We start from the raw sequence: 25,601 nt of genomic DNA, 5'->3' as shown, positions 1-25,601 counted from the left end.
TCTGTGAGCAATATCAGGGTCAGTAAAACTAAATGGCTATAGCACTATAAGTATCGTGTAAATCAAATTGTAATCTTCCTGAAATACGATAACTTATCAATCAGTCTTTTGGTTTGCCATGCAAGGCAGAAGGCGGCTTTATTAACTTGTTGCCATGGCCGTCCTTAGCAAATTTAGGATGCTAAAGAGATACGTATAAGCCCCCCAAAATACTTATACGATATAAAAAAGAATATGGAGAGAACTATATGGCTGGTGTTTTAGGTATGATCCTTGCTGGTGGAGAAGGCTCACGCTTACGTCCATTAACAGAATCTCGTAGTAAACCCTCGGTACCATTCGGTGGAAGTTACCGTCTTATTGATTTCGCGCTTAATAACTTTATTAATGCGGACTTAATGCGCATTTACGTCCTCACTCAATTTAAGTCCCAGTCGTTGTTTCATCACTTGAAAAAAGGGTGGAACATTAGTGGTCTCACAGACAGATTTATCGATCCAATTCCAGCGCAAATGCGTACTGGGAAGCGTTGGTATGAAGGGACTGCTGACGCTATTTATCAAAACTTAGGCTTTATGAAACTCGCAGAGCCTGAGCAGGTTTGTATCTTTGGCTCTGATCACATCTACAAGATGGACATCAAGCAAATGCTGACGTTCCATAAAAACAAACAAGCATCTCTTACCGTTTCTGCGCTTCGCATGCCACTTTCTGAAGCATCTCAATTTGGAGTGATTGAAGTTGATGCTGAGGGAAAAATGATTGGCTTTGAAGAAAAACCAGCCAATCCGAAATCCATTCCAGGTGATCCAGAGCACGCGCTTGTATCCATGGGGAACTATATTTTTGAAGCTCAGAAGCTATTTGATGAGTTAGTCGAAGACGCAGATAATCCAGATTCATCGCACGACTTTGGTCACGACATTATTCCAAAAATGTACCCTAAAGGAGATGTGTTTGTTTATGACTTCAGCTCCAACACCATCCCAGGAGAAAGGGAAGAGGTGTACTGGCGCGATGTAGGTACAATTGATGCCTATTGGGAAGCTCATATGGACTTACTGGGAGAAGACAGTGTCTTTTCTCTATATAACCGTAAATGGCCGCTTCACACGTATTACCCACCTTTACCACCAGCAACGTTTACAGACTCTTCTAACGGTCGAGTTCAGATCATTGATAGCCTAGTATGTAATGGAAGTTATATACGTGGGTCTCGTATTGAAAAGTCTGTGCTAGGTTTCCGTAGTAACATTGCGTCTGCTTGTGACATTAGCGAAAGTATTCTGCTAGGGGATGTTAAAGTCGGTGCGGGGTGTGTGCTTAGACGTGTCATCATCGACAAAGACGCCGATATCGCGCCGGGCACGCAAATTGGTGTCAACTTGACCGAAGATAAAAAACGCTACCATGTCTCTGACAACGGGATTGTGGTTATTCCAAAAGGAGCACGCGTTGGCTACTGAGAATTTATCTATCCTCTTTGTAGCATCAGAAGTTGAAGGTTTGATCAAAAGCGGTGGCTTGGCAGATGTTGCCAAGGCACTGCCTGAAGCACTCCTTGAACTCAAATATGATGTTCGAATTACTCTCCCTGCGTATCAAAAAATATCAGGCATTGAAAATGCGCCTGTCATTTTAGAAACCAAACTCTCTCATTGGCCTCATACTGAGTATCGCGTACGAGAGTTAAGTGTTGCTGGTGTACCGGTTTACGCCATTGATTGCCCTCAATATTTCGACCGTCCTGAAATGTATGCTGAAAATAATCAAGCATACGATGACAACGGTGAGCGTTTCGCGTTTTTCAGCACCGCATGTTTGGATATGCTGCCAAAACTCAACTTTAAGCCAGAGATAGTGCATGCCAATGACTGGCATACCGGTCTTGTCCCATTTTTGCTCAAGCATCGTTATGCGCATGATGCTTTTTATGCAGAAATGAAGAGCGTGTTATCCGTGCATAACTCGGTATTTAAAGGGGTATTTAGCTACGATGAATTACAGTGTATTTCGGAGTTTCATGGCAGATACGCACCTGATGCGGCAGTGAGCCTAACCCATATATCGATGCTTAAGGCTGGCGTATTAAACGCAGACAAAATTAACGCTGTGAGCCCTACCTACGCCGAAGAGTTGAAAACAGAATTGGGGAGCCATGGCATGGCGGCTGAATTTCAGGCCCGTGCTGACGATCTCGTTGGTATCCTGAATGGCTGTGATTACTCTTCGTGGAACCCTGAAACTGATACTCTGATACCTGCCAATTACAGTGCTGACCTCGACAGTATGGTGAAAGGCAAAGCGGAATGTAAGCGTAGCTTGCAAGAAAGAGCTGGGCTGGACATTAAAGACGTCGCGGTATACGGCATGGTTTGCCGACTGACTAACCAGAAAGGTGTTCATTATCTACTGCCGATTCTTTCGAGGTTTCTAAAGTACAACCTACAATTGGTGATTGTTGGGACGGGTGAACCCGCACTAGCTCATAAGCTAAGAGAGATGGAAGCGCTGCATCCGGATAATTTTAAGTTTATTGAAGCTTACGATAACGGTTTAGCGCATTTGGTTGAGGCTGGATCAGATTTCTTCCTTATGCCATCGGAATTTGAGCCGTGTGGTTTAAATCAGATCTACAGCATGGCTTACGGCACGTTACCCATTGTTCGTGGGGTCGGTGGACTCAAAGACAGTGTGAACGATTACGATGAACATCCGGATGTCGCGACTGGGTTTGTCTTCATGGAGCCCGAACCGATGGACTTACTACTGACACTTCAGCGTTCTTTGCTGCTTTATGCACAACAACCTGAAGAATTCAGACGTGTTCAGCTCCATGCAATGCAACAAAACTTCTGTTGGAACAAAGCGGCTACGGAATATGTTTCGCTCTACCGCCAGGCAATTTAAGACCAGAAAAATAGAGTAAAGGCGTCAATTGACGCCTTTTTTCGTTATGAGACGGGATAAAGGGCAAGAATTGATATAAGCTGAATTTCAACGAGTCGACTTTGTGGTAGTCTTCTTGTCCTTCAATCAATCAGTTACACCATCAAATCGACGTTATGAGTTCTACACTGCTTTTTCACAAAACTTATCTGCACCCGACAAGTAAAGAATGGGTTGTGTTTGTGCATGGGGCAGGTGGAAGTTCTTCAATTTGGTTTAAGCAGATTAAAGCCTACAAGCAACACTTCAATCTACTTTTGTTGGATCTGAGAGGGCATGGGAAATCCAACCAATTGCTCAAAGAGTTGATTTCAAGTCGCTATACATTCAAAGAGGTGACCCAAGATATTCTTAAAGTCTTGGACCATCTTAAGATTTCATCTGCGCATTTTGTTGGCATGTCTTTAGGAACCATTATTGTCAGAAACGTCGCGGAGCTAGCCTCGGAGCGCGTTAAGTCAATGGTGCTAGGCGGCGCTGTAACGCGATTTAACATGCGTTCACAGTTTTTGGTACGTGTGGGTGACCTTTGTAAGCACATCGTGCCATACATGTGGCTGTACAGCTTATTCGCGTACATTGTCATGCCACAACGCGCTCAAAAAGAGTCGCGCCACCTGTTTATCCGAGAAGCCAAAAAACTGTGTCAGAATGAATTTAAACGTTGGTACATTCTCACCACTGAAGTGAATCCTCTCATGCGCTATTTCAAAGAGCGAGAGTTGCCTATCCCAACGCTTTACCTGATGGGGGAGTTAGACTACATGTTTATCAAACCCGTGAAAGAGATGGTGGCCGTGCACAATCGCAGCCAACTGTTGGAGATCCCAAATTGTGGCCATGTGTGCAACGTGGAGCGAGCGGATGAATTTAATCAGCACTCTATCGATTTCATAAAACAGCAAATTAGATCGGCGTAGCTTACTTATTATTCATTTACCCATTAAATGGGTGAGACGGCACCGCAATTCCAGCAGACACCGAACTGAGCTTCATTCCTTTCACCGCAACCATTGCATACCCAAGCATTCCCAATCGTAGGTGTTTGGTATTGTAAGATGACTTCTTGAGCTATACCCAATTGATGCTTATCTAAAAGCCAAACATAGGGTTCGCTGTGTTCACCAAAGGGGATTTCCCCCTGTAGTCCAAAAATACCTTCACCTCTTACCTCGCATTCAACACCATGAGATTTAAGAAGTTCGCAAACAATGTGAGCTTCAGGTGGGGTATTTGCGGTGAACACTTTCATTAAGACTGACCATTGTAGGAATGCGGGGATTTAAGTTTGGCCATTAGCCACTTCACAATAATAGGAAATAAACCCAGCAATGCAAAAGAGGCCAAAACAGAAGGAGAAACGATTCCCGACAGTGTGTCGATTTGAGCGAGTTGTGTTCCGGCGTTTAGGTAAACCGCCGTTCCAGGTAACATTCCAAGTTGGCTGACCAGATAGTAGCGGCTGACTGATATTGGCGTCAGACCCATAAGCAAGTTGATCAGGAAAAAAGGAAACACTGGAATGAGTCGCAGCGAGAAGAGATAGAACGCGCCATCACGCTCAACACCTTGATTAATCGCTTGGAGCTTGTTACCAAATTTGCTTTGAACCCACTCTCGAAGCAAAAAGCGGCTGCTCAAAAACGCCAAGGTTGCGCCAATGGTGCTGGCAAATGACACTAGGAATAAACTCACCCAAAAGCCGAAAAGTGCAGCGCCTAATAGGGTAACGACGGCGGCACCGGGTATTGAGAATGCTGTAATTGCCACATAAGCGAGAAAGTAAACCAACGCTGCCAGTGCAAAGTTTGCATTGATAAAATCGTCTAACGCAATTTGCTGGGCTTTGGCATTGTCGAGTGTCAGATACTGGCCGAAATTTGTCGCTAAGAAAATGATCAGGCCAAGCAGTATTAAGCCAAGGATCCACTTTTTATTCATTACCAAGTCCTACTTCATTGCTTACTTTGCTAATTATTCATGTCGTCTTGACTTAAACGACATGAAAGTGACATATCTGATAAGAACGCCTAAGTGGATAAAAAATTCCCTTAAAAAAACAAAGTCAGCACAGGGCTGACTTTTCTATATCTAATGAGGCTTACTTTCCCAGCATACTCAGCAGTTCTTGCCTGCGGCTTTGGGGGATAACCGACCAATGCGTTCCATTTATAGCGCCTTCTAAAGCCCATAACAGTTCCACATTGAGCTCGGACGTCTGTGTCGATTGAATTGCTCTAAAAGCCTCAACCGAACCTGCGTTTTTCAACGACTCGACATCACTGATGCCGGCTTTTTTCAACATGCGCTCTGTTGCAAGGCGCAAATTAGGCAAGTCTTTTAATCGAGTTGGCTTTGCTTCTGCTTGAATCTGTTTATCTTGCTTCGCTGCTTCAAGTGCGTCTTGGGCCATAGCTAAAGTGCGTTGCTCATCATTGGACCAATCCTCTGTCAATGCAAAATATTTGGTCACTACGGGGAAGCCACGCTTTTTATAAACATATGGGTCAAGCCCGATTTCTTTGCATCGTTTTGCAAGTTCGTCATCGGCCCTTATATGAAGTTTGTCGTTTACTACAAGTGCAAACATAGTGTCATCGGCAAATATGCCGAAACCACCAAACATTGAGCGGGAGTGAATTTTCCCCAGTCGCTCAAATAGCCTCATAGAGTCTTTAAGTATTGGTTTATCCATGCTGTGTTTTCTCGGTGTATATGTATACGCCACCAATTCAGGTCCGAGAGAGTAGCAAAATATTGCATACATTATGTCAGTAAGGCGTCATACAAGTGCATATTCCACTAAGTTTTGTGAAACGCCAACGGAACGCTGCTTCTGAGGAAGAGCCGACATCTTGTGGATGAAGAATCCATTGTATTGCATTTGCATTTTGCCATCGGCAACCCCGCTACCATACATATACATACTTAGGCCGGTGGCTTTGCGTCCTATCTTTTCAGAGTAGTTTGCCCTGTGCGTGGCTCTAATCGAACTTTCAGAGGATAAATAAAAATCGTTCAAATTATCATGGGGAGATGAGCTAAATGTGATCTTAGTTCCGAGGTGATTAGGTAGTTGTGCATTTAACCACCATCAATCAAAGGGTTAAATGCACAAAAAGGTTATTTATTCAGATTTTGCACGGTGCATCGTTCAACGATTTCTGGATGCATTTCAAAAACGCGTTTTTCGTGTTCTTTGTCTTTGATGCGCTCTAACAGAATTTCGAAAGCATTTTTACCTACACGGCGCTTTGGTTGGTGTACGGTGGTTAACGGAGGAGAGAAATATTCAGCCAGTTCTATGTTGTCGTAACCAATAACAGACATGTCTTCGGGAATACGGATCCCTTTTTGCTGCAGTCTGCTCATTAGGCCAAGTGCCATCGTATCGTTGAAACAAAACACTGCCGTAGGTTTTTTGTCCATTGCTGCGATTTTATCCGCTGCCAGTACTGCGGTATCACATTCGAAGTTACCTTCCAGTATCCAATCTTCTTCAACGTTGAGATTCGCTTCACTCATTGCGCGTCGATAACCAGCAATACGCTCTTGGCACGCTAACTTTTCAAAATGTCCACTTAGGCACGCAATATCCGTGTGACCGTGGTCGATCAAGTATTTCGTTGCTAGGTAGCCACCTTCTTCTGAATTATCGATGATCTTGTCAGCCTGAGAGCTTTCCGGACCCCAATCCATGATGACTTTTGGAATATCTTTGTGACGCTCAAGCATTTCGCTGAGTTCTTCAGTAAGATCAGAACACATAACAAGAATGCCATCGACGCGTTTTTCAGCCAGCATGCGGATGTAGTCACGTTGCTTTTCGTAGATGCCGCCCGTATTACACAGGATCAGCGTGTAGCCTTGACGGTAACAATAGCTTTCAACGCCATCGATCACTTCTGAGAAGAATAAGTTTGTTGACTGAGTCACCAGCATGCCAATGGTACGAGTCGTGTTGCATTTTAAGCTACGAGCAACCGCACTAGGCGCGTAATTAAGCTCTTTGACTGCTTCCATTACTTTTTCTTGAGTAGCTTCAGCAACAAAGCGTGTTTTATTAATTACATGTGAAACCGTTGTTGTTGACACACCGGCTAAGCGGGCAACGTCTTTAATAGTGGCCATAAAGTTCTGTCCTGTCGATTACTGCCACAGAAGTATATTCAAGTTTAGAATAATTTGGCAGAAAGTATCAGAAACACAAAAACCGCTTTGTTAGCGGTTTGTATTCATTTCGATCATTGTTATCGTTTGCGGACACAATTTTAGACTGCAAACCTTTTAAGAGCAAATAAAAGGTTTGCGTATCAGGGAGAAACCTACAAAAACAGAATCGCCTTTATTCTTTACCTTGTAGGTAGCGGCAATCTAATTCTAGGAAGGAAACAAGTAATTGTACGATAGACGCGTAGAAGCCAAATTTATCCAAAGACTGGCACTTTTGGGAAAACTGAGGTGTCCAGCTTAATAGATGCTGGTGGATAAGCTGTGCTTGCTCGGTTAGGGCGTTATCTAATTCATGCTCTTTCTCTAACTTGTTGGAAAGTATGATTAAGTTGCCTAAAAAGTCCAATTCAATTGCGATGTGATCAGCAGGTTCATTCAGGCTCTTGTCCACTTCAATATCGTAGGAGCGCATTAAATCTTCCATCTCTTTTGCTGGCTTATCGTTCAAAAGACCGGATTTTCCAATGTAAATAGAGGCATAAGGAAGTGCGGAATCTCTGTCTGATTTTAAAAAGAGATCGCAAAAGTCAGCAGCAAGCTCTAGCTGTGCGTCTTCTCTGTCTAAAAGACGATTTAGGGAATCCACGACTTTTGTAACAGCAGGTTTCAGCGACTCATTTTCGCCAAGTCCTGACAGGAAAGAACGAATTTCTACTGAATGATATTGCTCCAGACTCTCTTGCGTTAACTCTCTTGCCAAAAGGCTAGACAGCCACCAGTAGATTTCCGCGCGTTTTTCATTGAATGCTTTGATTTCTTGCATTAGCTGAGACTCCTAAGATAACTGCCAGGTAGTCTACATAATAAAAATGAACAGCGGTAATGGTGATTATGTCGATTTAAGTCTAAATATTAAGGATAGTAAACAGGTAAGCGGGTTTTGTTTTGAATCAATAAAAAACCATCTTTCGTAAATTTAAAGTGACAAATACTAGAAATGTTACTAGTTATGAATAGAATACAGATCAATATGAAGACCAAAGCAAATAAGTGGTGTAAATGAGTTATCACGTACTAGTTGTAGAAGATGACGCAGTCACTCGCAGCAAGCTCGTTGGGTATTTTCAGAATGAAGGTTACCAGGTGAGTGAGGCCCAAAGCGGTGAGGAAATGCGCGAATCGCTACAAAATAATGCCATAGAAAATAATGCGATAGATTTGGTGATGCTAGATATCAATCTCCCAGGTGAAGATGGCTTGATGCTCACTCGTGAACTTCGCAGTAAATCAGACATTGGGATTATCCTGGTAACAGGACGCACGGATAGCATCGATAAAATTGTTGGTTTGGAAATGGGAGCCGATGATTACGTCACGAAGCCGTTTGAGCTTAGAGAACTTTTGGTTCGCGTAAAAAACCTATTGTGGCGAATTTCCAATACGCGCAATGCTTCAGGCTCTACGGTTCAAACTAAGCAAGATGAGCATGTGGTTCGTTTCGGTGAGTGGACTTTCGACATACAGCGACGCGCGTTAAGTCATGCCGGTGAGCCAGTCAAATTGACTAAAGCGGAGTATGAATTGCTGGTTGCTTTGTCTTCACACCCTAAGCAGGTGTTAAGCCGAGAACGTATTTTAAACATGATCAGCCACCGGGTGGACGCGCCTAACGATCGCACAATCGATGTTTTGATTCGCCGCATGCGCGCTAAGATGGAGTTTGATCCTAAGAATCCACAAATCTTTGTTACGGTTCACGGTGAAGGGTACATGTTCGCCGGAGACTAAAACTCAATAAAAAAATACCGAGGCTTTCACCTCGGTATTTTTTATCCTTCGTTTTCCGTCGCTAAAGGCTTTTCTGGGGTAGATACCCAATCACGAAGTGATTGCCAGATACGGCCAAGTGTTTCATGCCAGTAGCGCTCAGTTTGCTCTAAGTACTTGGCTTTAGGTGTGTACTTCTCCCAAGCCTGAGTGACATTTTGAAACGCGAGATAGTTTGTTGGTGCTGGGTAAGGATCTAACCCAGCAGCGTGAAACTCATTAAGAGCTCGCTCCATATGACTCGCTGACGTCACCAATACGAGCTTTTTATAGCTAACAAATGCGGCGGCTTGGCGAGCTTCTTCCCAAGTGTCTTTTGCTGTTTCGAGAAGAATAATGTCCGATTTAGCGACCCCCAGTTCTAACGCAACCTGACCCATCATACGAGCATTGCTAACTTCTGCCCCCCCAGCGTAGCCGGAGAGAATGAGTTTTGCCCCCGGATATAGGCGCATAACACGAATCCCCTCGGCCAAGCGCATTAGCCCTGCGCGGCTTAGCTGTGAAGTTGGAGGCATTTCATCATCGACAACGTGGCCGCTACCAAGCACCATCACGTAATCTATCGATTCGTCCACAGGGAAAAACGCGGTGTATTGACGTTCAAGTGGCATCAGGAGTCTTGAAGAGACGGGCTGAAAGGCGATGAGAAAAATACCGATGAACGAAAACAGGACAACAAAACAGCCGGTCTTTTGATTCCTAGTGAACATGATTAACATTAATCCGACAATGCCGATGATCAGCATTGCAGGTAATGGCATAAGGAGTGAAGAGACCACTTTTTTCAGCTCAAACATACTAAATAGTCCGAAAAAACATCAGTTGATTATTTTTTAAGAGAAACCCTCTTTATTCCTGCTTTTCTTGTGACAGAATAGCAGCACGATTCGACATAATACCTTAAGCTGCTGTGACTGAAGACCGCAATTTCGACGATATTGCCCACAAATTTGTAAAAAACATATATGGCTCTGACAAAGGCGAGATACGGCAAGTCATTGTTTGGGAAGATTTAGAGCAATTATTAGACATGACGGGTGGGTCAGAGCAATCACTGAGCGTGCTAGACGCAGGTGGTGGTTTAGCACAAATGTCACAAAAGCTTGCCAAGCTCGGACACCATATCTCGTTATGTGATCTATCTTCGGAAATGTTGCAGCTAGCAGAACAGGATATTGAAAAAAACGGTTTGCTTGAGCAGTATCGCCTGATTCACGCGCCTGTCCAAGATATCGAACGGCATCTGAGTGAACAGGTCGATGTCGTGATGTTCCATGCCGTTATGGAGTGGTTAGCGGATCCGAAATCGGCTTTAGAAACATTATTAAAGCAGGTAAAACCAGGTGGCGCAGCATCAGTGATGTTTTATAACCACCACGGACTGGTATACAAAAATGTCGTATGTGGAAACATTCCTCATGTTTTGGAAGGAATGCCGCATCGAAAAAGATTTAAATTACAGCCACAGAAAGGCTTAAAGCCTGAAGACGTCTACCAATGGATAGAAGACGCAGGCTTTGAAATCTGCGGTAAATCAGGTATCCGCTGTTTTAGTGATTACATTGGAAATATGCAATACACAGGCGATTACCAGTATGAAGATGTGTTGGCACTCGAAAAGCAACTTTGTCGCCAAGAGCCATACCTCTCATTAGGCCGTTACATTCATGTGTGGGCTAAAAAGAAAGAAAAACAGGAATAACAATGAGTGAGATGACTCTCAATGCTGCAGAGCAACCAATCGATGAATTGGTAAGCTGGGTGAAGCAGCACGATTTCTCATTGAACCTGACGACTGAACGATTAGCTTTTTTGATCGCAATTGCCGTACTTAGCAACGAAAGGTTTGATGAAGAATTGGGTGAAGGTGAGCTGCACGATGCATTCACTATCGTCACTCGGCTATTTGAAGATACAGGGGAAGCGTCTGCTTTCCGTGCGAACAATGCCATCAACGAATTGGTGAAACAGCGTCTGATCAGTCGCTTTACCAGCGAGATCACCGATGGCGCGAGTATTTATCGATTGTCGCCTCTGGCAATCGGTATTACTGACTACTACGTTCGTCACCGAGAATTTTCTAAATTACGACTGTCGATTCAGTTGTCTATGGTTGCTGGTGAAATGGCAAAAGCTATTGAAGCCGCTCAGAAAGGCGGGACGCCAGGCCATTGGAAGAAAAACGTTTACGGGGTACTTAAATATTCTGTAGGGGAAATTTTCGACCAAATTGATCTTAATCAGCGCGTGATGGACGAGCAACAACAGTCGGTGAAACAGCAAATTGCAGACCTGCTAAACAAAGATTGGCGTGATGCAATTAACAACTGTGAAGCACTGTTGACTGAAACGTCCACCACACTAAAAGAGCTGCAAGATACGTTGCAGGCAGCAAGTGATGAGCTTCAAACTCAAATCCTCGACATCCAAGAGATCGTCTATGGTGACGACGAACTTGAGTTCATAGAAGAAGCCTTGTTTGGCTTGCAAATGAAGTTGGATCGCATCACGAGTTGGGGTCAGCAAGCGATTGATCTTTGGATAGGTTACGACCGTCACGTCCATAAGTTTATTCGTACTGCGATTGATATGGATAAGAACCGCGCCTTCAGTTCTCGTTTGCGCCAATCCATAAAAGATTACTTCGATATGCCTTGGTATCTCACATTTGCAGATGCAGAAAGGCTCTCTGATCTTCGTGATGAAGCTTTGGTGCTAAGAGATGATGAAGTCACCGGACAAGTTCCGATGGAAGTGGAATACGAAGAGTTTCAACAAGTCAACGATGAGCTGTCAGAACGCATAGCAGACATGCTTCGAGTGCATAAAGATCAAGGTACGCCAATCGACCTTGGAATTGTGTTGCGAGATTATCTGGTTCAGCACCCACGCACTCATCACTTTGATTTAGCCCGCATTGTCGTCGATCAGGCGGTTCGCTTAGGTTATTCGGAATCGGATTACCAAGCAATTCAACCAGACTGGCAAGCGATTAACGATTTTGGGGCAAAGGTACAAGCAAATGTCATCGACCGATACTAATGAATACATGCCAGAAAATCTGGTAAAAGCAATTTCGAATCCTCTGTTCCCAGCGTTAGATAGCATGCTGCGTGCAGGGCGTCATATTTCAAGTGAAGACTTAGACAACCACGCGTTGTTATCTGACTTTGAAGTGGAACTCTCTTCCTTCTACCAACGCTACAACACTGAATTAGTGAAAGCGCCGGAAGGTTTCTTTTACCTTCGTCCACGCTCTACGTCGCTTATTGGCCGCAGTGTACTGTCAGAACTCGATATGCTGGTAGGTAAGGTATTGTGTTTCCTTTACTTGAGCCCAGAGCGCTTGGCGCATGAAGGTATTTTTACCAACCAAGAACTGTACGAAGAGTTACTCGCGTTAGCGGATGAGAAAAAACTCATGAAGCTGGCGACTAACCGCGCTAGTGGTTCAGACCTTGATAAAGAAAAGCTGTTTGAGAAAGTGCGTACATCACTTCGTCGCCTGCGTCGTCTTGGTATGATCATCAATATTGGTGAGACAGGCAAGTTTAGTATCAGCGAGTCTGTTTTCCGCTTCGGTGCTGACGTTCGTGTGGGTGACGATATGCGAGAAGCTCAAATTCGTTTGATCCGCGATGGCGAAGCTGTAGTCCACACCAAAGAGCCGAGCCAAGGCAGTTTGCTGATTGAAGAGGCCGATGACGATAACGAGCAAGAAGAAACATTTGGAGAAAGTGAAGCATGATTGAACGTGGTAAATATCAATCGCTGACCATGGTTAACTGGAACGGCTTCTTTGCTCGTACCTTTGATATCGATGGTTTAGTAACAACACTTTCGGGTGGTAACGGTGCTGGTAAGTCAACCACGATGGCGGCGTTCATTACCGCTTTGATTCCCGACCAAACCTTATTGCACTTCCGTAACACCACAGAAGCGGGCAGTAATCAGTCGTCACGCGATAAAGGTCTGTACGGTAAACTACAACCAGGCGCATGTTATGCCGCGCTAGACGTAGTGAACTCTCGCAACCAGCGTCTATTGTTTGCAGTGAAGTTGCAGCAAGTTGCTGGTCGTGACAAGAAGGTGGACATTAAACCTTTCGTGATTCAGGGCTTACCAAGCGATGTGAAACCGACGGATGTACTGATTGAAAGTGTGTCGGCAACACAGGCTCGCGTACGTCAGATTAACGAAGTCAAAGAGTCTATTGCGCAGTATGAAGGCGTTCAGTTCAAAGCGTTTTCTTCTATCGTCGAATATCACGCGCAAATGTTTGAGTTTGGCGTTGTACCAAAGAAACTACGCAACTCAAGCGACCGTTCAAAATTCTATCGTTTGATCGAAGCGTCCCTGTACGGTGGTATTTCAAGCGCGATTACACGTTCTCTGCGTGATTACCTTCTGCCTCAAAATGGCGGGGTAAAGAAAGCATTCCAAGATATGGAATCGGCGCTGCGTGAAAACCGCATGACGCTGGAAGCAATCAAAACCACTCAGGCTGACCGTGACTTATTCAAACACCTGATCACCGAGTCGACAAACTATGTGGCCGCTGATTACATGCGCCATGCGAACGATCGTCGCAATAAGTTAGAGCAAACACTGGCATTTCGTTCTGAGTTGTTTGGCTCTCGCGAGACATTGGTAGAGCAAAACAACTTACTTAACTGTGTTCAGGAAGAGTTGGAGCTATTGGTTGAATCAGAGTCTGCCTTAGAGCAAGACTACCAAGCCGCCTCTGACCATCTTCAGCTTGTGCAAAACGCGTTGCGCCAACAAGAAAAAATTGCCCGCTATCAGGAAGACCTTGAGGAGCTCAGTGAGCGCCTTGAAGAGCAGATGATGGTGGTTGAAGAAGCGCAAGAACGTGTTTTGATGGCGGAAGAGCAGGCCACCGTTTCTGAAGAAGAAGTGGATAGCCTGAAAACTCAGCTGGCGGATTACCAACAAGCGTTAGATGTTCAGCAAACACGAGCGCTGCAATATCAACAAGCGGTACAAGCGCTAGATAAAGCCAAACAGCTACTGGATGACGAAAGCTTAACCGCTGAAGGTGCACAGGCACTGGTTGCCGAGTTAAAGCAGCAAGAGTCAGACAATACCAATACGTTGCTTTCAGTTAAGCACAAATTGGATATGTCTTCGGCGGCTGCGAAGCAGTTTGAAACCGCACTGATGTTAGTGAAAAGCATCGTCGGACAGGTAGAGCGCAAAGATGCTGCTAGCCATGCGAAAGAAGCGTTACAAAAAGCACGCAACGCGGAACAAGTGGCGCAAAATGAGCAGCAATGGCGCGCGCAGCATCGTGATTTGGAACGCAGCCTAAACCAACAGCGTCAAGCGCGCGAGTTAGTGGATGGTTACCGTAAACAGCACCATGTCGAGCTGACGGATGAAATTGCTTTTGAGCAAGAACGCGAACGCCACGCGATGCAGATTGAGTCTTTGGAAATGGCTCAAGAGGACATTCGTGAAGAGCGCAGCGAACAACGTCGTATTGAACAAGATTCTGCCGCTGAGATTCGTAAGCTAGAAGCAATTGCACCGACTTGGATTGCCGCGAACGACGCCCTAGAAAAGCTACGTGAGCAAAGCGGTGCTGATCTGTATGACAGCCAAGCAGTAATGTCACACATGCAGGTTGTGCTTGAGCAAGAAAAAGATCAATCGCTCGCAAAAGACAAGCTGGCTGAGCGTCGCGCTCAACTGGAAAGTGAGATCGAGCGTCTGGCGTCTCCAGGTGGTTCAAACGATCCACGCCTCAAAGGACTGGCAGATACGCTTGGTGGTGTTCTGCTGTCTGAAATTTATGACGATATCACGATTGATGATGCACCGTACTTCAGTGCGATGTACGGCCCGGCTCGTCACGCGATTGTGGTTTCTGACCTGTCTGGTATCGAAGAGAAGCTGGTGGAGCTGGACGACTGTCCTGAGGATTTGTACATCATCGAAGGTGATGTCGATGCCTTTGACGATAGCTCGTTCAATGCGGAAGAGCTAGAAGGCGCAGTGTGCGTTCGTATGAACGATCGCCAAATGCGTTACTCTCGTTTACCTGAAATCCCTCTCTTCGGCCGCGCGGCGCGTGAACAACGCCTAGAGCTACTACGTGGTGAGCGTGATGAAGTGGTGGAGCAACATGCTAAAGCCGCGTTTGATTCGCAGAAGCTTCAGCGTCTGTACCAAGCGTTAAATAGTTTTGTCGCGAAACATATTCAGGTTGCGTTTGAATCTGACCCAGAACAAGCGTTGGCTGGCCAGCGTGAAAAGCGCAACCAAGTGGTTCGTTTGCTGGCAGATCTGGATGCAAAAGAACAGCAACAACGCTCACAGCTACAAAGCAGTAAACAAGCACTCTCAGCTTTAGATAAATTAGCGCCTCACATGGCACTGATTGAAGATGAGACGCTTCAAGCTCGCTTTGATGAACTTGAAGAGAAAATTGCTCAGCTATCGGAAGCTAAGACTTTCCTAAACAATCACGGCAAAGCCGTGGCTGAGTTGGAAAAAGTCGCGACGGCACTTGAAGCCGATCCAGAGCAGTTTGATGCACTGGAAGCGGAATATAAAGCCGCAGACCAAAAGCTACAGGATCTGAAAAAGCAGATTTTCGCGCTGTCTGATTTGGTTGAGCGTCGTCACTACTTCGCGTATTCAGACTCTGTCGATCTTCTTAACAAGAGCAGTGAGCTGAGCGAGCAGCTAAAATCGAAACTGGTTCAAGCGGAGCGTGCGCGTACTCGTGCTCGTGAAGAGTTAAAACAATCTCAGGGCCAAATGAACCAGTACAACCAAGTGCTGGCGTCATTGAAGAGTTCTCACCAAGCCAAACTGGAAACGGTTCAAGAGTTCAAGCAAGAACTGCAAGAGTTTGGTGTGAATGCGGATGAAGGTGCAGAAGAGCGCGCGATGCGTCGTCGCGATGAGCTGCAAGAACGTTTGCACACGTCACGCAGCCGTAAGAGCGAATACGAACGTACGATTACCTCGACAGAGCTTGAAATGAAGGGGCTGGCGAAGCGCCTGAAGAAAGTTCAGAAAGAGTATGTTGAACTACGTACCTTTGTGATTGCCGCAAAAGCGGGATGGTGCTTGGTGCTTCGTTTAGCGCGTGAGAACGATGTTGAACGTCGTTTGCACAAACGTGAGTTAGCGTACATGTCGGCTGATGAACTGCGTTCGATGTCGGATAAATCACTGGGTGCATTGCGTTTAGCCGTTGCAGATAACGATGATTTGCGTGATGCCCTGCGTTTGTCTGAAGATAATGCCCGCCCTGAACGTAAAGTTCTGTTCTATATTGCGGTTTATCAGCATCTTCGTGAGCGTATTCGCCAAGACATTATCCGTACGGATGATCCGGTTGAAGCGATTGAAGAGATGGAAGTGGAGCTGGCGAGACTAACAGAAGAGCTGACTCAGCGTGAAAACCGTCTCGCGATCAGTTCTGAATCTGCGGCCAGCATCATTAAGAAAACGATTCAGCGTGAACAGAACCGTATTCGTATGCTAAACCAAGGCCTGTCTAACATTGCATTTGGTCAGGTTAAAGGTGTTCGTCTGAATGTGAAGATTCGTGAAAGTCACGAGATCTTGCTTCACGGCCTTTCTGCTCAACAAGAACAGCATAAAGACTTGTTTGAAACGACCCGCTACACCTTCTCAGAAGCAATGGCGAAGTTGTTCCAACGTGTGAATCCGCATATCGACATGGGCCAACGTTCACCACAGATTCTGGGTGAAGAGTTACTGGATTACCGTAACTACCTAGAACTTAGCATTGAAGTTAACCGTGGTTCTGATGGCTGGTTGCAAGCGGAGTCTGGCGCACTTTCAACTGGTGAAGCGATTGGTACGGGTCAGTCAATCCTATTGATGGTTGTTCAGAGTTGGGAAGAAGAGTCACGCCGCTTACGCAGTAAAGACATTGTTCCGTGTCGCTTGTTGTTCCTAGATGAAGCAGCACGTCTTGACGCGAAGTCAATCTCGACGCTGTTTGAGTTATGTGACCGTCTTGACATGCAGTTGCTGATCGCAGCTCCAGAAAACATCAGTCCTGAGAAGGGAACAACGTATAAATTGGTACGTAAAGTGTTTAAAGATCACGAACACGTACATGTTGTTGGCTTGCGTGGCTTTGGTCAAACTGAAAAACCAAAGAGCGAAGTTCAGGAGCTCATTGAAGCGCTTTAACTGAAAGAAGCACTGAAAGAAGCTTAAATAAAAAGCCCGGCAATTAAATTGCCGGGCTTTTTTACTAAATAGCTCAATGAGTTAAAACTGAGCGACGGTACCAAATTTCTTCGCAGCGTAGGCGACTCGTTCTTCTGGAGATGGGTAGCGCAGCGTCGTACCAAGGCTTTCAATGTGGTGCAGTCTTGGTAGTAGCCCAGCACCGTTTGCAATTTGAATTGTCAGTCCCGGACGAGCGTTTAGCTCTAGCACCATAGGGCCTTCATCTTTGTCTAAAACCATATCTGTGCCCATGTAGCCAAGGCCGGTCATTTCCCATGCGCTAGAGGCCAGTACCAACAAGCGCTCCCAATGAGGCACTTGCAGGGTAGAAAGGTCTTTACCCGTATCCGGATGGTGAGTGACGGGTTGGTCAAACTGAACTGCACGAATCGCTTTACCCGTTGCTATATCAATCCCTACGCCCACCGCGCCTTGGTGAAGGTTCGCTTTGCCGTCTGATGCTGATGTTGAACAGCGCATCATCGCCATTACAGGATAGCCTTTGAAGACGATAATACGTACGTCAGGTACGCCTTCGTAGCTAAAACCATCGAAACAGTCGTCAAATTTGATCAGGTTTTCGACCACTGCAACGTCATTTTTGCCGCCGAGAGAAAATAGCCCAGCTAGCGCGTTACTGATGTGGCGTTCGACATCTTCTTTGTTGATGGTTGAGCCTGACGGTTTTGTGTAAACCCCATCTTTATGTGAGGTGACAACTAGGATCCCTTTACCGCCGCTTCCCTGAGCAGGCTTAATCACAAAGCCCGGCCAGTCTTTGACCATCTCGTGAATCGATGGGACATCAGCTTGGTTGCGAATCACACCAATTAATTTGGGTACAGTTGCGCCTGCTGCTTCCGCGATGATTTTTGTTTTCAGTTTATCGTCGACTAGTGGATATTTAGAGCGATCGTTATACCGACCAATATAGCTGTGGTTACGCTGGTTCATCCCCATGATCCCTTTATGACGGAGTTTACCTGGGGATGTATAACGCGAAGTTAATCGTGAAAACATCGTTTAGTCCTCCGCTAAAGGTTTAAAGCGACGAAGCTCTGTCAAACGATAGCCCGTGTAAGTGCCCAGTAATAGGATACCCGCCAGAACAATCAGTTGAAGGCCGATAAAGTTAAACGTTAAATGCTCAATGTATGAATTTGTCATGGCAAGGTATACCAAGACAGCAGTTAGTAGTGAGCCACCGCCTTGCAACATTACTTCTTTCGCGCCTTCTTCTTCCCATAGGATAGACATACGCTCAATCGTCCAAGACAGAATGATCATTGGGAAGAACGTAATTGACAAACCTTCGGTAAGACCAATTTTGAACGCGACAACGGTAAAGACAGAGATAATCATAATAACCGCGATGATTACGGCTGAAATACGAGCGACGAGTAAAAGGTTGAGCCTAGACAGATAGCTTCGAATGACAAGGCCGGTACCCACGATCAGCAAAAAGCCGACAATACCGGTGAATAGCTGCGTCTGAACGAACGCTACTGCGATCAATACAGGCATAAAAGTACCAGAGGTTTTTAGGCCGATAATGACGCGGAGGAATACCACAATCAAAGCACCAATTGGGATGAGCATAATGGTCTTAAACATCGCTTGCTCTTCCAGTGGAAGACTATGAATAGAGAAGTTTAATAATCCATCGGCTTGAACTTTGTCATTGGTTGCTTGTTGAGGTGAAACCTCTTGGACAATCATAGAGAAATGGACTTGGCTATTTTGACCGCCAACTAAATCCAGTAAGGAGATATTGGATTGGTCCCAAATCAAAATATTCTGAACGGTGATTTGATTGGTGCGCTCTGGATTAAAGAGTATCCATTGCGCTCCATCCCATACTTGGTTCATTTGCTGTATGGTTTGACGACGTCTGCCATCTTCTAACTCAATAACTCCGACAACTCTGCTGTGGATTTTCGCGTACGCGAGTAATTTGTCTAAAGCTTCTACCTTCGACAAATTATGAAGTAATAGAGATGCGTTTTGGTTTTCTGCATCGTTCAGGGTTTTAATCAGCTCACGTGTGAAAGTGAGGTCATCCGCAGAACGTTGATTGGCTAGTTCAATGAGCGCTTTGGCTGCGGCTTCAGTTGGACCTGTAAAAGTTGGAAGCTCGATCTCTTCTTCACTTGGATCAACGGCATCAACGTTTGCTTGGGGGTCGACAAGAAATTGAGCTTTGTAGTAGATGGTTTGTGGGCCCGTAGCGTTGCGGATGGTCCATTCAGCACGGCGGTCAGTGTCGGTACTTACGTAAGATACGCCGTAGCCTGAAGATGATGACGTCTCGCTGATCAGCGTAAATCCATTTTGTGTATTGGGTGCCGCGAGAGACGCTTTAACAGGTTTTCCTTGAGCGCCAAATTCTATGCGGGCTTCAATATCCCAAACTTGTCGCGTTTCACCTGGCGTCCAAGGCACACCATACGTTTGATGGCGGAAGATACTGAGCGCGATTCCCACTAAGATAAGTAAAACAACTGATACGTAAAAAGGGACTTTGGATGTCATATACGACCTTACTTAGCTTTTGGCTGTTTGGTGTGGATGTAAGTTTTGCTCACGTCGACAACTGCAATATCTCGAATAAACTCTCGACCCAGTAGAACGGGGTGAGTCATTTGAGAGCGATCCGCTAACGTAAATTGGGCTTTTTCATGGATCTTACCCAGTCTTACCCAGAGTTCGACGACGGCTCTGCGTTCGACATCTTCATTGGTGGATTGGCGTATTTTTACGTAGCGTACGACAGGTGCTTCAATCCAGTTGTCCTCGGTAGGTGGTGTGTCACCATCGGCCAAATGAAATCGAACCCAGTTATCCCCGTTTCTTTCAAACTCTTCAATATCAATTGCATTTAGCGATGATGTGGCAGCGCCCGTATCAACTCGAGCGTCGAAAGATTGCTTGATAGCATCGATTGTTACTTTTTCAATTTCACCTAACACAATCTCGTGCGTCGGTGTGGCTTCGACAGGAACAGGCGCTGGGAGAATGACAGGGTCCTTTTTCTTGTTTACTTCTCTGATTACATCTCTTTTGACACGCAGAATTTCCTTATCGAGTCTAGCGATTTTGGATTCTAGTGATTCGATATACTTTTCTTGAGTCCCAAGCTGAAGTGATAAATTCTCAAGCTGAGTTGACAGGCTTTTTTCAGAGGCTTGAATAGAGGAAAGCGTTTCGTTATGAAATTGCTCACCTTTTGTTAAAGCACAACCTGAAAGTAGCGCTATCGCTAAAATTGGAGTCAATCTGGTTAGCATTGATAAACCTGACATTATTTTTAATTTATTTATAAATAAAGAGTTTAGCGTATAAGTTTCATCACCAACAACTAACTATTCGACAAAGTCGATACAAAAGTATAGCGCTGGTTCACGCGTACAAAAAAGAGGGTAAAAATTACCCTCATTCTTTTTAAAAGTTTCCTAAAGAGATTAACGATAAACGCTTGTTTATGAGTTAACTTCTTGTCAATTCTTATGTGCTTCTTTGCACACTACGGCTTTCTTGCCACTAGAACGGCGCGGCGAGGAGCAGGATAACCCTCTACGGTTCTACTTGGATCGTTGGGATCTAGGTATTCAGGTAAAGAGTTGTGCGTCATCCAGTTGGTAGTGCGCTGTTCATCGGTCGACGTTACGTTTTCATCGACGATTTTCACATCGACAAAGCCAACTTGCTCAAGCCATACTTTAAGTGCCTTCGCGGACGGGAAGAAGTAGACATTGCGCATTTGTGCATAACGATCAATCGGAACAAGAACCGAGGTTTCGTCGCCTTCAATCACTAAGGTCTCTAGAATAAGCTCACCACCAGAAACCAGTTGGTCTTTCAACTGAATCAGATGATCGAGAGGTGAACGACGGTGATACAGTACGCCCATGCTAAATACAGTGTCGAACGCTTCCAGTTTTGGCAACTGTTCGATACCCAGAGGAAGAAGGTGCGCACGTTGATCGTCGCCCATCAGTTTTCGAATCGCTTCAAACTGAATTAAAAATAGGTGAGATGGGTCGATACCGACGCAAAGACGAGCACCTTCACCAAGCATTCGCCACATGTGATAGCCGTTGCCACAGCCCACATCCAGTACACTTCGATTCTTCAGTGGAGAAATATGAGGAAGTACGCGATCCCATTTCCAGTCGCTGCGCCATTCCGTATCAATATGGATACCATGAACGTTGTACGGACCTTTGCGCCAAGGGTGGAAGGTTCTTAAGAGGCTTTCCAGCTTTTTCAATTCGCCAGTGTGCAAGGGCTCAATGTTAGTAACAGACACTGACTCCTTGAGATCAACATGATCAGGTTGACCTTGCGGAATCTTGTTTAGCGCTTTTAACCAACGACCAAAGTCGCCATGCTCGGCATTCTGCCAGTCTGTCAGTTGCTGAGGCAGCGTATTAAGCCAAGGTTGTAGGCGAGTGTCTTGAGCGATCAACTGGTAAAAGTTAGCGAAATTAAACATGGAATCGAAACCTGGTACTCATTTATGTCCCCAGAAAAATCATAGGTTGCATGTCGCTCTAGGGCGTCACGACACGCAACAAAATACGGTGATTAGTCGGTCAGTTTACTTAATGGCAAACATTGAGCCAAAGTTAAAGCACTGGAACCATACATCGAAGCTACTAAATCCAATTTTAGCAAAGCGTTCTTTGTGCTCTTTCTTTGAGTCTGGGCGCATGACATTTTCAATCGCACTGCGCTTTTGGCTGATCTCAAGCTCGCTGTAGCCGTTGGCTCGTTTAAAGTCATGATGCAGATCGATCAGCAGTTCATTGGAAACTTGATCTTCAAATACGAACTTTTCAGACAAGATCAAAATGCCACCCGGGCGTAGGCCAGCATAGATTTTTTCAAGCAATGTGTAGCGATCTTCCGGTGAAAGGAACTGCAGTGTAAAGTTCAGCACCACAACAGAAGCGTTTTCTATCTTGATGTCTCGAATATCCGCTTCGACAACATCCACGGGCGTATCACTGCGGTACGCATTCACGTGCAGTTTACAGCGCTCCACCATCGCAGATGAGTTATCCACCGCAATGATCTGACAGCCTTCCTGCTGGATATGACGACGCATAGATAGCGTGGCCGCACCCAATGAGCAGCCTAAGTCATAAACATTTGAATGCGGTTTAACAAAGCGTTCCGCTAACATGCCTATCGCAGAGATAATGTTGCTGTAACCTGGAACAGAGCGTTGAATCATATCCGGAAAAACTTCAGCGACACGTTCATCAAACGTGAAGTCGCCAATCTTATCGATTGGAGCCGAAAAAATGGTATCTGGATTACTTTTTGGATTCATAACACGGTCTCTTACCCAAGGCTTTTGCAAATCGCAGCCATTAAAAAGGCGCGTATTTTATGAGAAATTCGCGCCCCTGTCATGCTTTCAAGCGATTCGATCTAAAACATCTGTATCTGTGAGTTGCCATCGTTGGCGGGAAACGGAGCCAAATCGGGTAGGGCAACGTGATCTTGTAGCATTCTATAGATGTTCGCAGCGAGCTCTGGCGCGATAATATTGTCCGCTGTGTGAATCATCACATAGGGTTGTTTTCCTTGTGTTATCCACTCTGGCAGCTTATTCAGCCAAGGCGCAAAAAAGTCGTAGTTCTTGTTTTCTTCGGGATTTCCGATAAAGCGAATCATGGGGTGAGATGCGGTAGCGATCGCGTGAACCGGCACTTTAGGCTTTTTCATTTGTGCGTCTATGATTGCTTCGTTGTCAGGCTTAGCAGCAAATACTGGGCGGCTATCCATAATGATGCGGTCATAACCTGATTCGATCAGCCAGTGATTTAATGCTTTTTCTGCCTCTCCTTTGGCAAAAAATTCAGGGTGACGAACCTCAACCCCAATGGGGAAGTTAGGCGGGAAAAGGGCGCAAAACTGCTTGAGTGCGCTTAAATGTTCAGGACCAAATGCGGCTGGAAGCTGTATGGTCCATTGGCCAATACGTTCGTGAAGTGGCTCCATAATCTGCATAAAATCTTTTAGCAGTACTTTGCTTCCCTTTAGCATTTGTTGGTGCGTAATCGCTTTAGGTAACTTAAACGTAAAGCGAAACTCATCATGCGTGGCTGCTTTCCAATTGTTAACGGTTGAAATACTGGGAGTGGCGTAAAAAGTGGTGTTTCCTTCAACCGTATGAAAGACCTTTGCGTATTTTTCTAATCTTTCGGCAGGTTTTGTTCCGCTGCCGTAAAAGCTCTGTTGCCAGTTGTTGTGTGACCACATGGTTAGGCCAAGCCTAAGAGGTAATGCTTCCATATTTGACTATCAATATCTTCCAACTGAGTTTTGCCGAACCGCCCATTATAAGGCTATAATCAGCGCCAATTTTTTTGTATTGCTGCTGTTTTATTCCTTTGTTGGTTTAAAAAGCATCAATAGATAATAAATCGCAATAAATTGTACGCTGGGTAGTCGATCTAAACGAACTTTCAGCGTATAAATGGAACTTTGCACTATCTGTGACGTTATCACTGATAGATGGTAATCAACAAATTTTAAGAGATTGGGAATTTCATTATGCGTACCCATTACTGTGGTCACCTGAACAAGTCCCTTGCAGGACAAACTGTAGAACTTTGCGGCTGGGTTAACCGTCGCCGTGATTTAGGCGGTCTTATTTTTATCGATATGCGAGATCGTGAAGGCATCGTTCAGGTAGTTGTAGATCCAGATATGGCAGATGCGTATGAAGTGGCTAACACACTTCGCAATGAATTCTGTATCAAATTGACGGGTGAAGTTCGCGCTCGTCCAGACAGCCAAGTCAACAAAGACATGGCAACGGGTGAAGTAGAGATCCTTGCGAAAGGTCTTGAAATCATCAACCGCTCTGACGTATTGCCTCTAGACTTCAACCAGAAGAACACGGAAGAGCAACGTCTGAAGTACCGTTATCTTGACCTACGTCGCCCTGAAATGAGTGACCGCATCAAGCTACGTGCTAAAGCGTCTAGCTTTGTTCGTCGTTTCCTAGATGACAACGGCTTCCTAGATATCGAAACGCCAGTACTAACAAAAGCGACACCAGAAGGCGCTCGTGACTACCTAGTACCAAGCCGTGTTCACAAAGGTAGCTTCTACGCGCTTCCTCAGTCTCCACAGCTTTTCAAACAGCTTCTAATGATGTCTGGTTTTGACCGTTACTACCAAATCGTTAAGTGTTTCCGTGATGAAGACTTACGTGCTGACCGTCAACCAGAATTCACTCAGATCGATATCGAAACGTCATTCATGACGGCTGACGAAGTTCGTGCAACGACTGAGAAAATGGTTCGCGATATGTGGCTAGAGCTACTAAACGTAGACCTAGGTCAGTTCCCAGTGATGCCATTTAGCGAAGCAATTCGTCGTTTCGGTTCTGACAAACCTGACCTACGTAACCCACTGGAGCTAGTAGACGTTGCTGACCTAGTGAAAGACGTTGAGTTCAAAGTATTCTCTGGTCCTGCTAACGACGAGAAAGGTCGTGTTGCAGTGATCCGTGTACCAGGCGGTGCAGAGCTGACTCGTAAACAAATTGACGGTTACGCAGAATTCGTAGGTATCTACGGCGCGAAAGGTCTGGCATGGATGAAGGTTAACGACCGTGCTGCAGGCATGGAAGGTATCCAATCTCCAGTGGCTAAATTCCTAAACGAAGAGGTGATCAACGGTATTCTAGATCGCACTCAAGCGGAATCTGGCGACATTATCCTATTCGGCGCAGACAAAGCGGGCATCGTTGCAGAAGCGCTGGGCGCACTACGTCTGAAATTGGGTAAAGACCTAGAACTGACTGATGAATCAGCTTGGACGCCACTATGGGTTGTTGACTTCCCAATGTTCGAAGAAGATGACGAAGGCAACCTACACGCTATGCACCACCCATTCACATCGCCTCTAGGTGTAAATGCGGAAGAGCTAAAAGCGAACCCAGCAGCTGCGAACTCAAACGCATACGACATGGTTATCAACGGCTACGAAGTGGGTGGCGGTTCTGTTCGTATTCACAACGCAGAAATGCAATCGGCAGTATTCGATATTCTAGGTATTGATGCTGATGAGCAGCGCCTAAAATTCGGCTTCCTACTAGACGCTCTGAAATTCGGTACGCCTCCACACGCAGGTCTTGCATTCGGTCTAGACCGTCTGGTTATGCTGCTTTGTGGCACTGAGAACATCCGTGATGTTATCGCGTTCCCGAAAACAACAGCAGCATCTTGTCTATTAACAGACGCGCCAAGCCTTGCAAACCCAGCAGCGCTAGAAGAACTTGCGGTTGCAGTGACGGTAGCTAAAGACAAAGACGCAGAGTAATCAACACTTAACGTCGACAAATCCAAAACGCCACTTCGATTGAAGTGGCGTTTTTTTAT

Annotated in this window: 21 protein-coding genes and 1 riboswitch; of the genes, 9 read left to right on the top strand and 12 right to left on the bottom strand. The window is 45.4% G+C overall.

Features of this window, described 5'->3' with window-relative positions:
* The first annotated feature begins 248 nt into the window (after positions 1 to 248).
* The 3 genes from glgC (at position 249) to NP165_RS08420 (ending at position 3,869) form a co-directional block, all read left to right on the top strand.
* Positions 249 to 1,466: a glucose-1-phosphate adenylyltransferase gene (gene glgC / locus NP165_RS08430; protein ID WP_257083532.1), complete on the top strand. Its 1,218-nt coding sequence runs from the start codon at positions 249 to 251 to the stop codon at positions 1,464 to 1,466.
* Entirely contained in the window at positions 1,456 to 2,910 is a 1,455-nt protein-coding gene (glgA, locus tag NP165_RS08425) for a glycogen synthase GlgA (RefSeq protein ID WP_257083531.1), read from the top strand. The genes glgC and glgA overlap by 11 nt, the downstream gene beginning before the upstream one ends.
* A 155-nt stretch (positions 2,911 to 3,065) precedes the next feature.
* On the top strand, positions 3,066 to 3,869 hold the full coding sequence (locus tag NP165_RS08420; RefSeq protein WP_257083530.1) for an alpha/beta fold hydrolase: 804 nt from the start codon (positions 3,066 to 3,068) through the stop codon (positions 3,867 to 3,869).
* 23 nt (positions 3,870 to 3,892) lie between these two features.
* Here the strand turns inward: NP165_RS08420 and NP165_RS08415 are convergent, their stop codons facing one another.
* From NP165_RS08415 to torD, 5 genes are all read right to left on the bottom strand, one after another.
* Positions 3,893 to 4,201, bottom strand: a complete 309-nt coding sequence (locus NP165_RS08415) for a putative signal transducing protein (protein ID WP_257083529.1) — start codon at positions 4,199 to 4,201, stop codon at positions 3,893 to 3,895.
* Positions 4,201 to 4,890 (bottom strand): TVP38/TMEM64 family protein, encoded by a 690-nt coding sequence (locus NP165_RS08410; RefSeq protein WP_257083528.1) that lies wholly within the window; start codon positions 4,888 to 4,890, stop codon positions 4,201 to 4,203. The genes NP165_RS08415 and NP165_RS08410 overlap by 1 nt, the downstream gene beginning before the upstream one ends.
* 160 nt (positions 4,891 to 5,050) lie before the next feature.
* Entirely contained in the window at positions 5,051 to 5,644 is a 594-nt protein-coding gene (locus NP165_RS08405; RefSeq protein ID WP_257083527.1) for a TfoX/Sxy family DNA transformation protein, read from the bottom strand.
* A gap of 201 nt (positions 5,645 to 5,845) precedes the next feature.
* A riboswitch (cyclic di-GMP riboswitch) is annotated at positions 5,846 to 5,931 on the bottom strand.
* A gap of 141 nt (positions 5,932 to 6,072) precedes the next feature.
* The gene (purR, locus tag NP165_RS08400) at positions 6,073 to 7,080 is read right to left on the bottom strand and encodes an HTH-type transcriptional repressor PurR (protein WP_257083526.1); all 1,008 of its coding nucleotides are present in this window, start codon (positions 7,078 to 7,080) and stop codon (positions 6,073 to 6,075) included.
* 214 nt (positions 7,081 to 7,294) lie between these two features.
* On the bottom strand, positions 7,295 to 7,945 hold the full coding sequence (torD, locus tag NP165_RS08395) for a molecular chaperone TorD (RefSeq protein WP_257083525.1): 651 nt from the start codon (positions 7,943 to 7,945) through the stop codon (positions 7,295 to 7,297).
* Positions 7,946 to 8,181: 236 nt separating this feature from the next.
* On the opposite strand from torD, the gene torR reads away from it, so the two are divergent.
* Positions 8,182 to 8,910 (top strand): two-component system response regulator TorR, encoded by a 729-nt coding sequence (gene torR / locus NP165_RS08390; protein ID WP_257083524.1) that lies wholly within the window; start codon positions 8,182 to 8,184, stop codon positions 8,908 to 8,910.
* Between the two features lie 41 nt (positions 8,911 to 8,951).
* On the opposite strand, the gene elyC is transcribed toward torR, so the two are convergent.
* On the bottom strand, positions 8,952 to 9,749 hold the full coding sequence (gene elyC / locus NP165_RS08385; RefSeq protein WP_257083523.1) for an envelope biogenesis factor ElyC: 798 nt from the start codon (positions 9,747 to 9,749) through the stop codon (positions 8,952 to 8,954).
* 113 nt (positions 9,750 to 9,862) lie between these two features.
* On the opposite strand from elyC, the gene cmoM reads away from it, so the two are divergent.
* From cmoM to mukB, 4 genes are read left to right on the top strand one after another with little or no spacing between them, the layout of a single operon-like run.
* On the top strand, positions 9,863 to 10,654 hold the full coding sequence (gene cmoM / locus NP165_RS08380) for a tRNA uridine 5-oxyacetic acid(34) methyltransferase CmoM (protein ID WP_257083522.1): 792 nt from the start codon (positions 9,863 to 9,865) through the stop codon (positions 10,652 to 10,654).
* A gap of 2 nt (positions 10,655 to 10,656) precedes the next feature.
* Positions 10,657 to 11,994, top strand: a complete 1,338-nt coding sequence (gene mukF / locus NP165_RS08375) for a chromosome partition protein MukF (protein WP_257083521.1) — start codon at positions 10,657 to 10,659, stop codon at positions 11,992 to 11,994.
* Entirely contained in the window at positions 11,975 to 12,700 is a 726-nt protein-coding gene (mukE, locus tag NP165_RS08370; RefSeq protein ID WP_257083520.1) for a chromosome partition protein MukE, read from the top strand. Before mukF ends, mukE begins: the two co-directional genes overlap by 20 nt.
* Positions 12,697 to 17,154 (top strand): chromosome partition protein MukB, encoded by a 4,458-nt coding sequence (gene mukB / locus NP165_RS08365; RefSeq protein ID WP_257083519.1) that lies wholly within the window; start codon positions 12,697 to 12,699, stop codon positions 17,152 to 17,154. Before mukE ends, mukB begins: the two co-directional genes overlap by 4 nt.
* An 81-nt stretch (positions 17,155 to 17,235) precedes the next feature.
* Here the strand turns inward: mukB and NP165_RS08360 are convergent, their stop codons facing one another.
* The 6 genes from NP165_RS08360 to NP165_RS08335 all read right to left on the bottom strand — a co-directional run bounded on the left by NP165_RS08360 (position 17,236) and on the right by NP165_RS08335 (position 23,502).
* On the bottom strand, positions 17,236 to 18,216 hold the full coding sequence (locus NP165_RS08360; RefSeq protein ID WP_257083518.1) for an alpha-L-glutamate ligase-like protein: 981 nt from the start codon (positions 18,214 to 18,216) through the stop codon (positions 17,236 to 17,238).
* Positions 18,217 to 18,219: 3 nt separating this feature from the next.
* Positions 18,220 to 19,728: an inactive transglutaminase family protein gene (locus NP165_RS08355; protein ID WP_257083517.1), complete on the bottom strand. Its 1,509-nt coding sequence runs from the start codon at positions 19,726 to 19,728 to the stop codon at positions 18,220 to 18,222.
* 8 nt (positions 19,729 to 19,736) lie between these two features.
* Complete coding sequence (locus NP165_RS08350) at positions 19,737 to 20,483, bottom strand: ATP-dependent zinc protease family protein (protein ID WP_257083516.1); 747 nt, start codon at positions 20,481 to 20,483, stop codon at positions 19,737 to 19,739.
* Between the two features lie 236 nt (positions 20,484 to 20,719).
* Positions 20,720 to 21,691 (bottom strand): tRNA 5-methoxyuridine(34)/uridine 5-oxyacetic acid(34) synthase CmoB, encoded by a 972-nt coding sequence (gene cmoB / locus NP165_RS08345; RefSeq protein WP_257083515.1) that lies wholly within the window; start codon positions 21,689 to 21,691, stop codon positions 20,720 to 20,722.
* A 105-nt stretch (positions 21,692 to 21,796) separates the two neighbouring features.
* Positions 21,797 to 22,534, bottom strand: coding sequence for a carboxy-S-adenosyl-L-methionine synthase CmoA (gene cmoA / locus NP165_RS08340; RefSeq protein WP_257083514.1), 738 nt, complete (start codon positions 22,532 to 22,534; stop codon positions 21,797 to 21,799).
* 101 nt (positions 22,535 to 22,635) lie between these two features.
* Positions 22,636 to 23,502, bottom strand: a complete 867-nt coding sequence (locus NP165_RS08335; protein ID WP_257083513.1) for a DUF72 domain-containing protein — start codon at positions 23,500 to 23,502, stop codon at positions 22,636 to 22,638.
* A 261-nt stretch (positions 23,503 to 23,763) separates the two neighbouring features.
* Here NP165_RS08335 and aspS point away from each other — a divergent pair, with 261 nt between their 5' ends.
* Positions 23,764 to 25,542, top strand: a complete 1,779-nt coding sequence (aspS, locus tag NP165_RS08330) for an aspartate--tRNA ligase (RefSeq protein ID WP_257083512.1) — start codon at positions 23,764 to 23,766, stop codon at positions 25,540 to 25,542.
* The last annotated feature ends 59 nt before the right edge of the window (positions 25,543 to 25,601 follow it).

Source organism: Vibrio japonicus (genome assembly GCF_024582835.1).
GTDB classification, from domain to species: Bacteria; Pseudomonadota; Gammaproteobacteria; order Enterobacterales; family Vibrionaceae; genus Vibrio; species Vibrio japonicus.
Note: the sequence above shows the minus strand (reverse complement) of the source record. Positions and strands in the feature narration are given on the sequence as shown.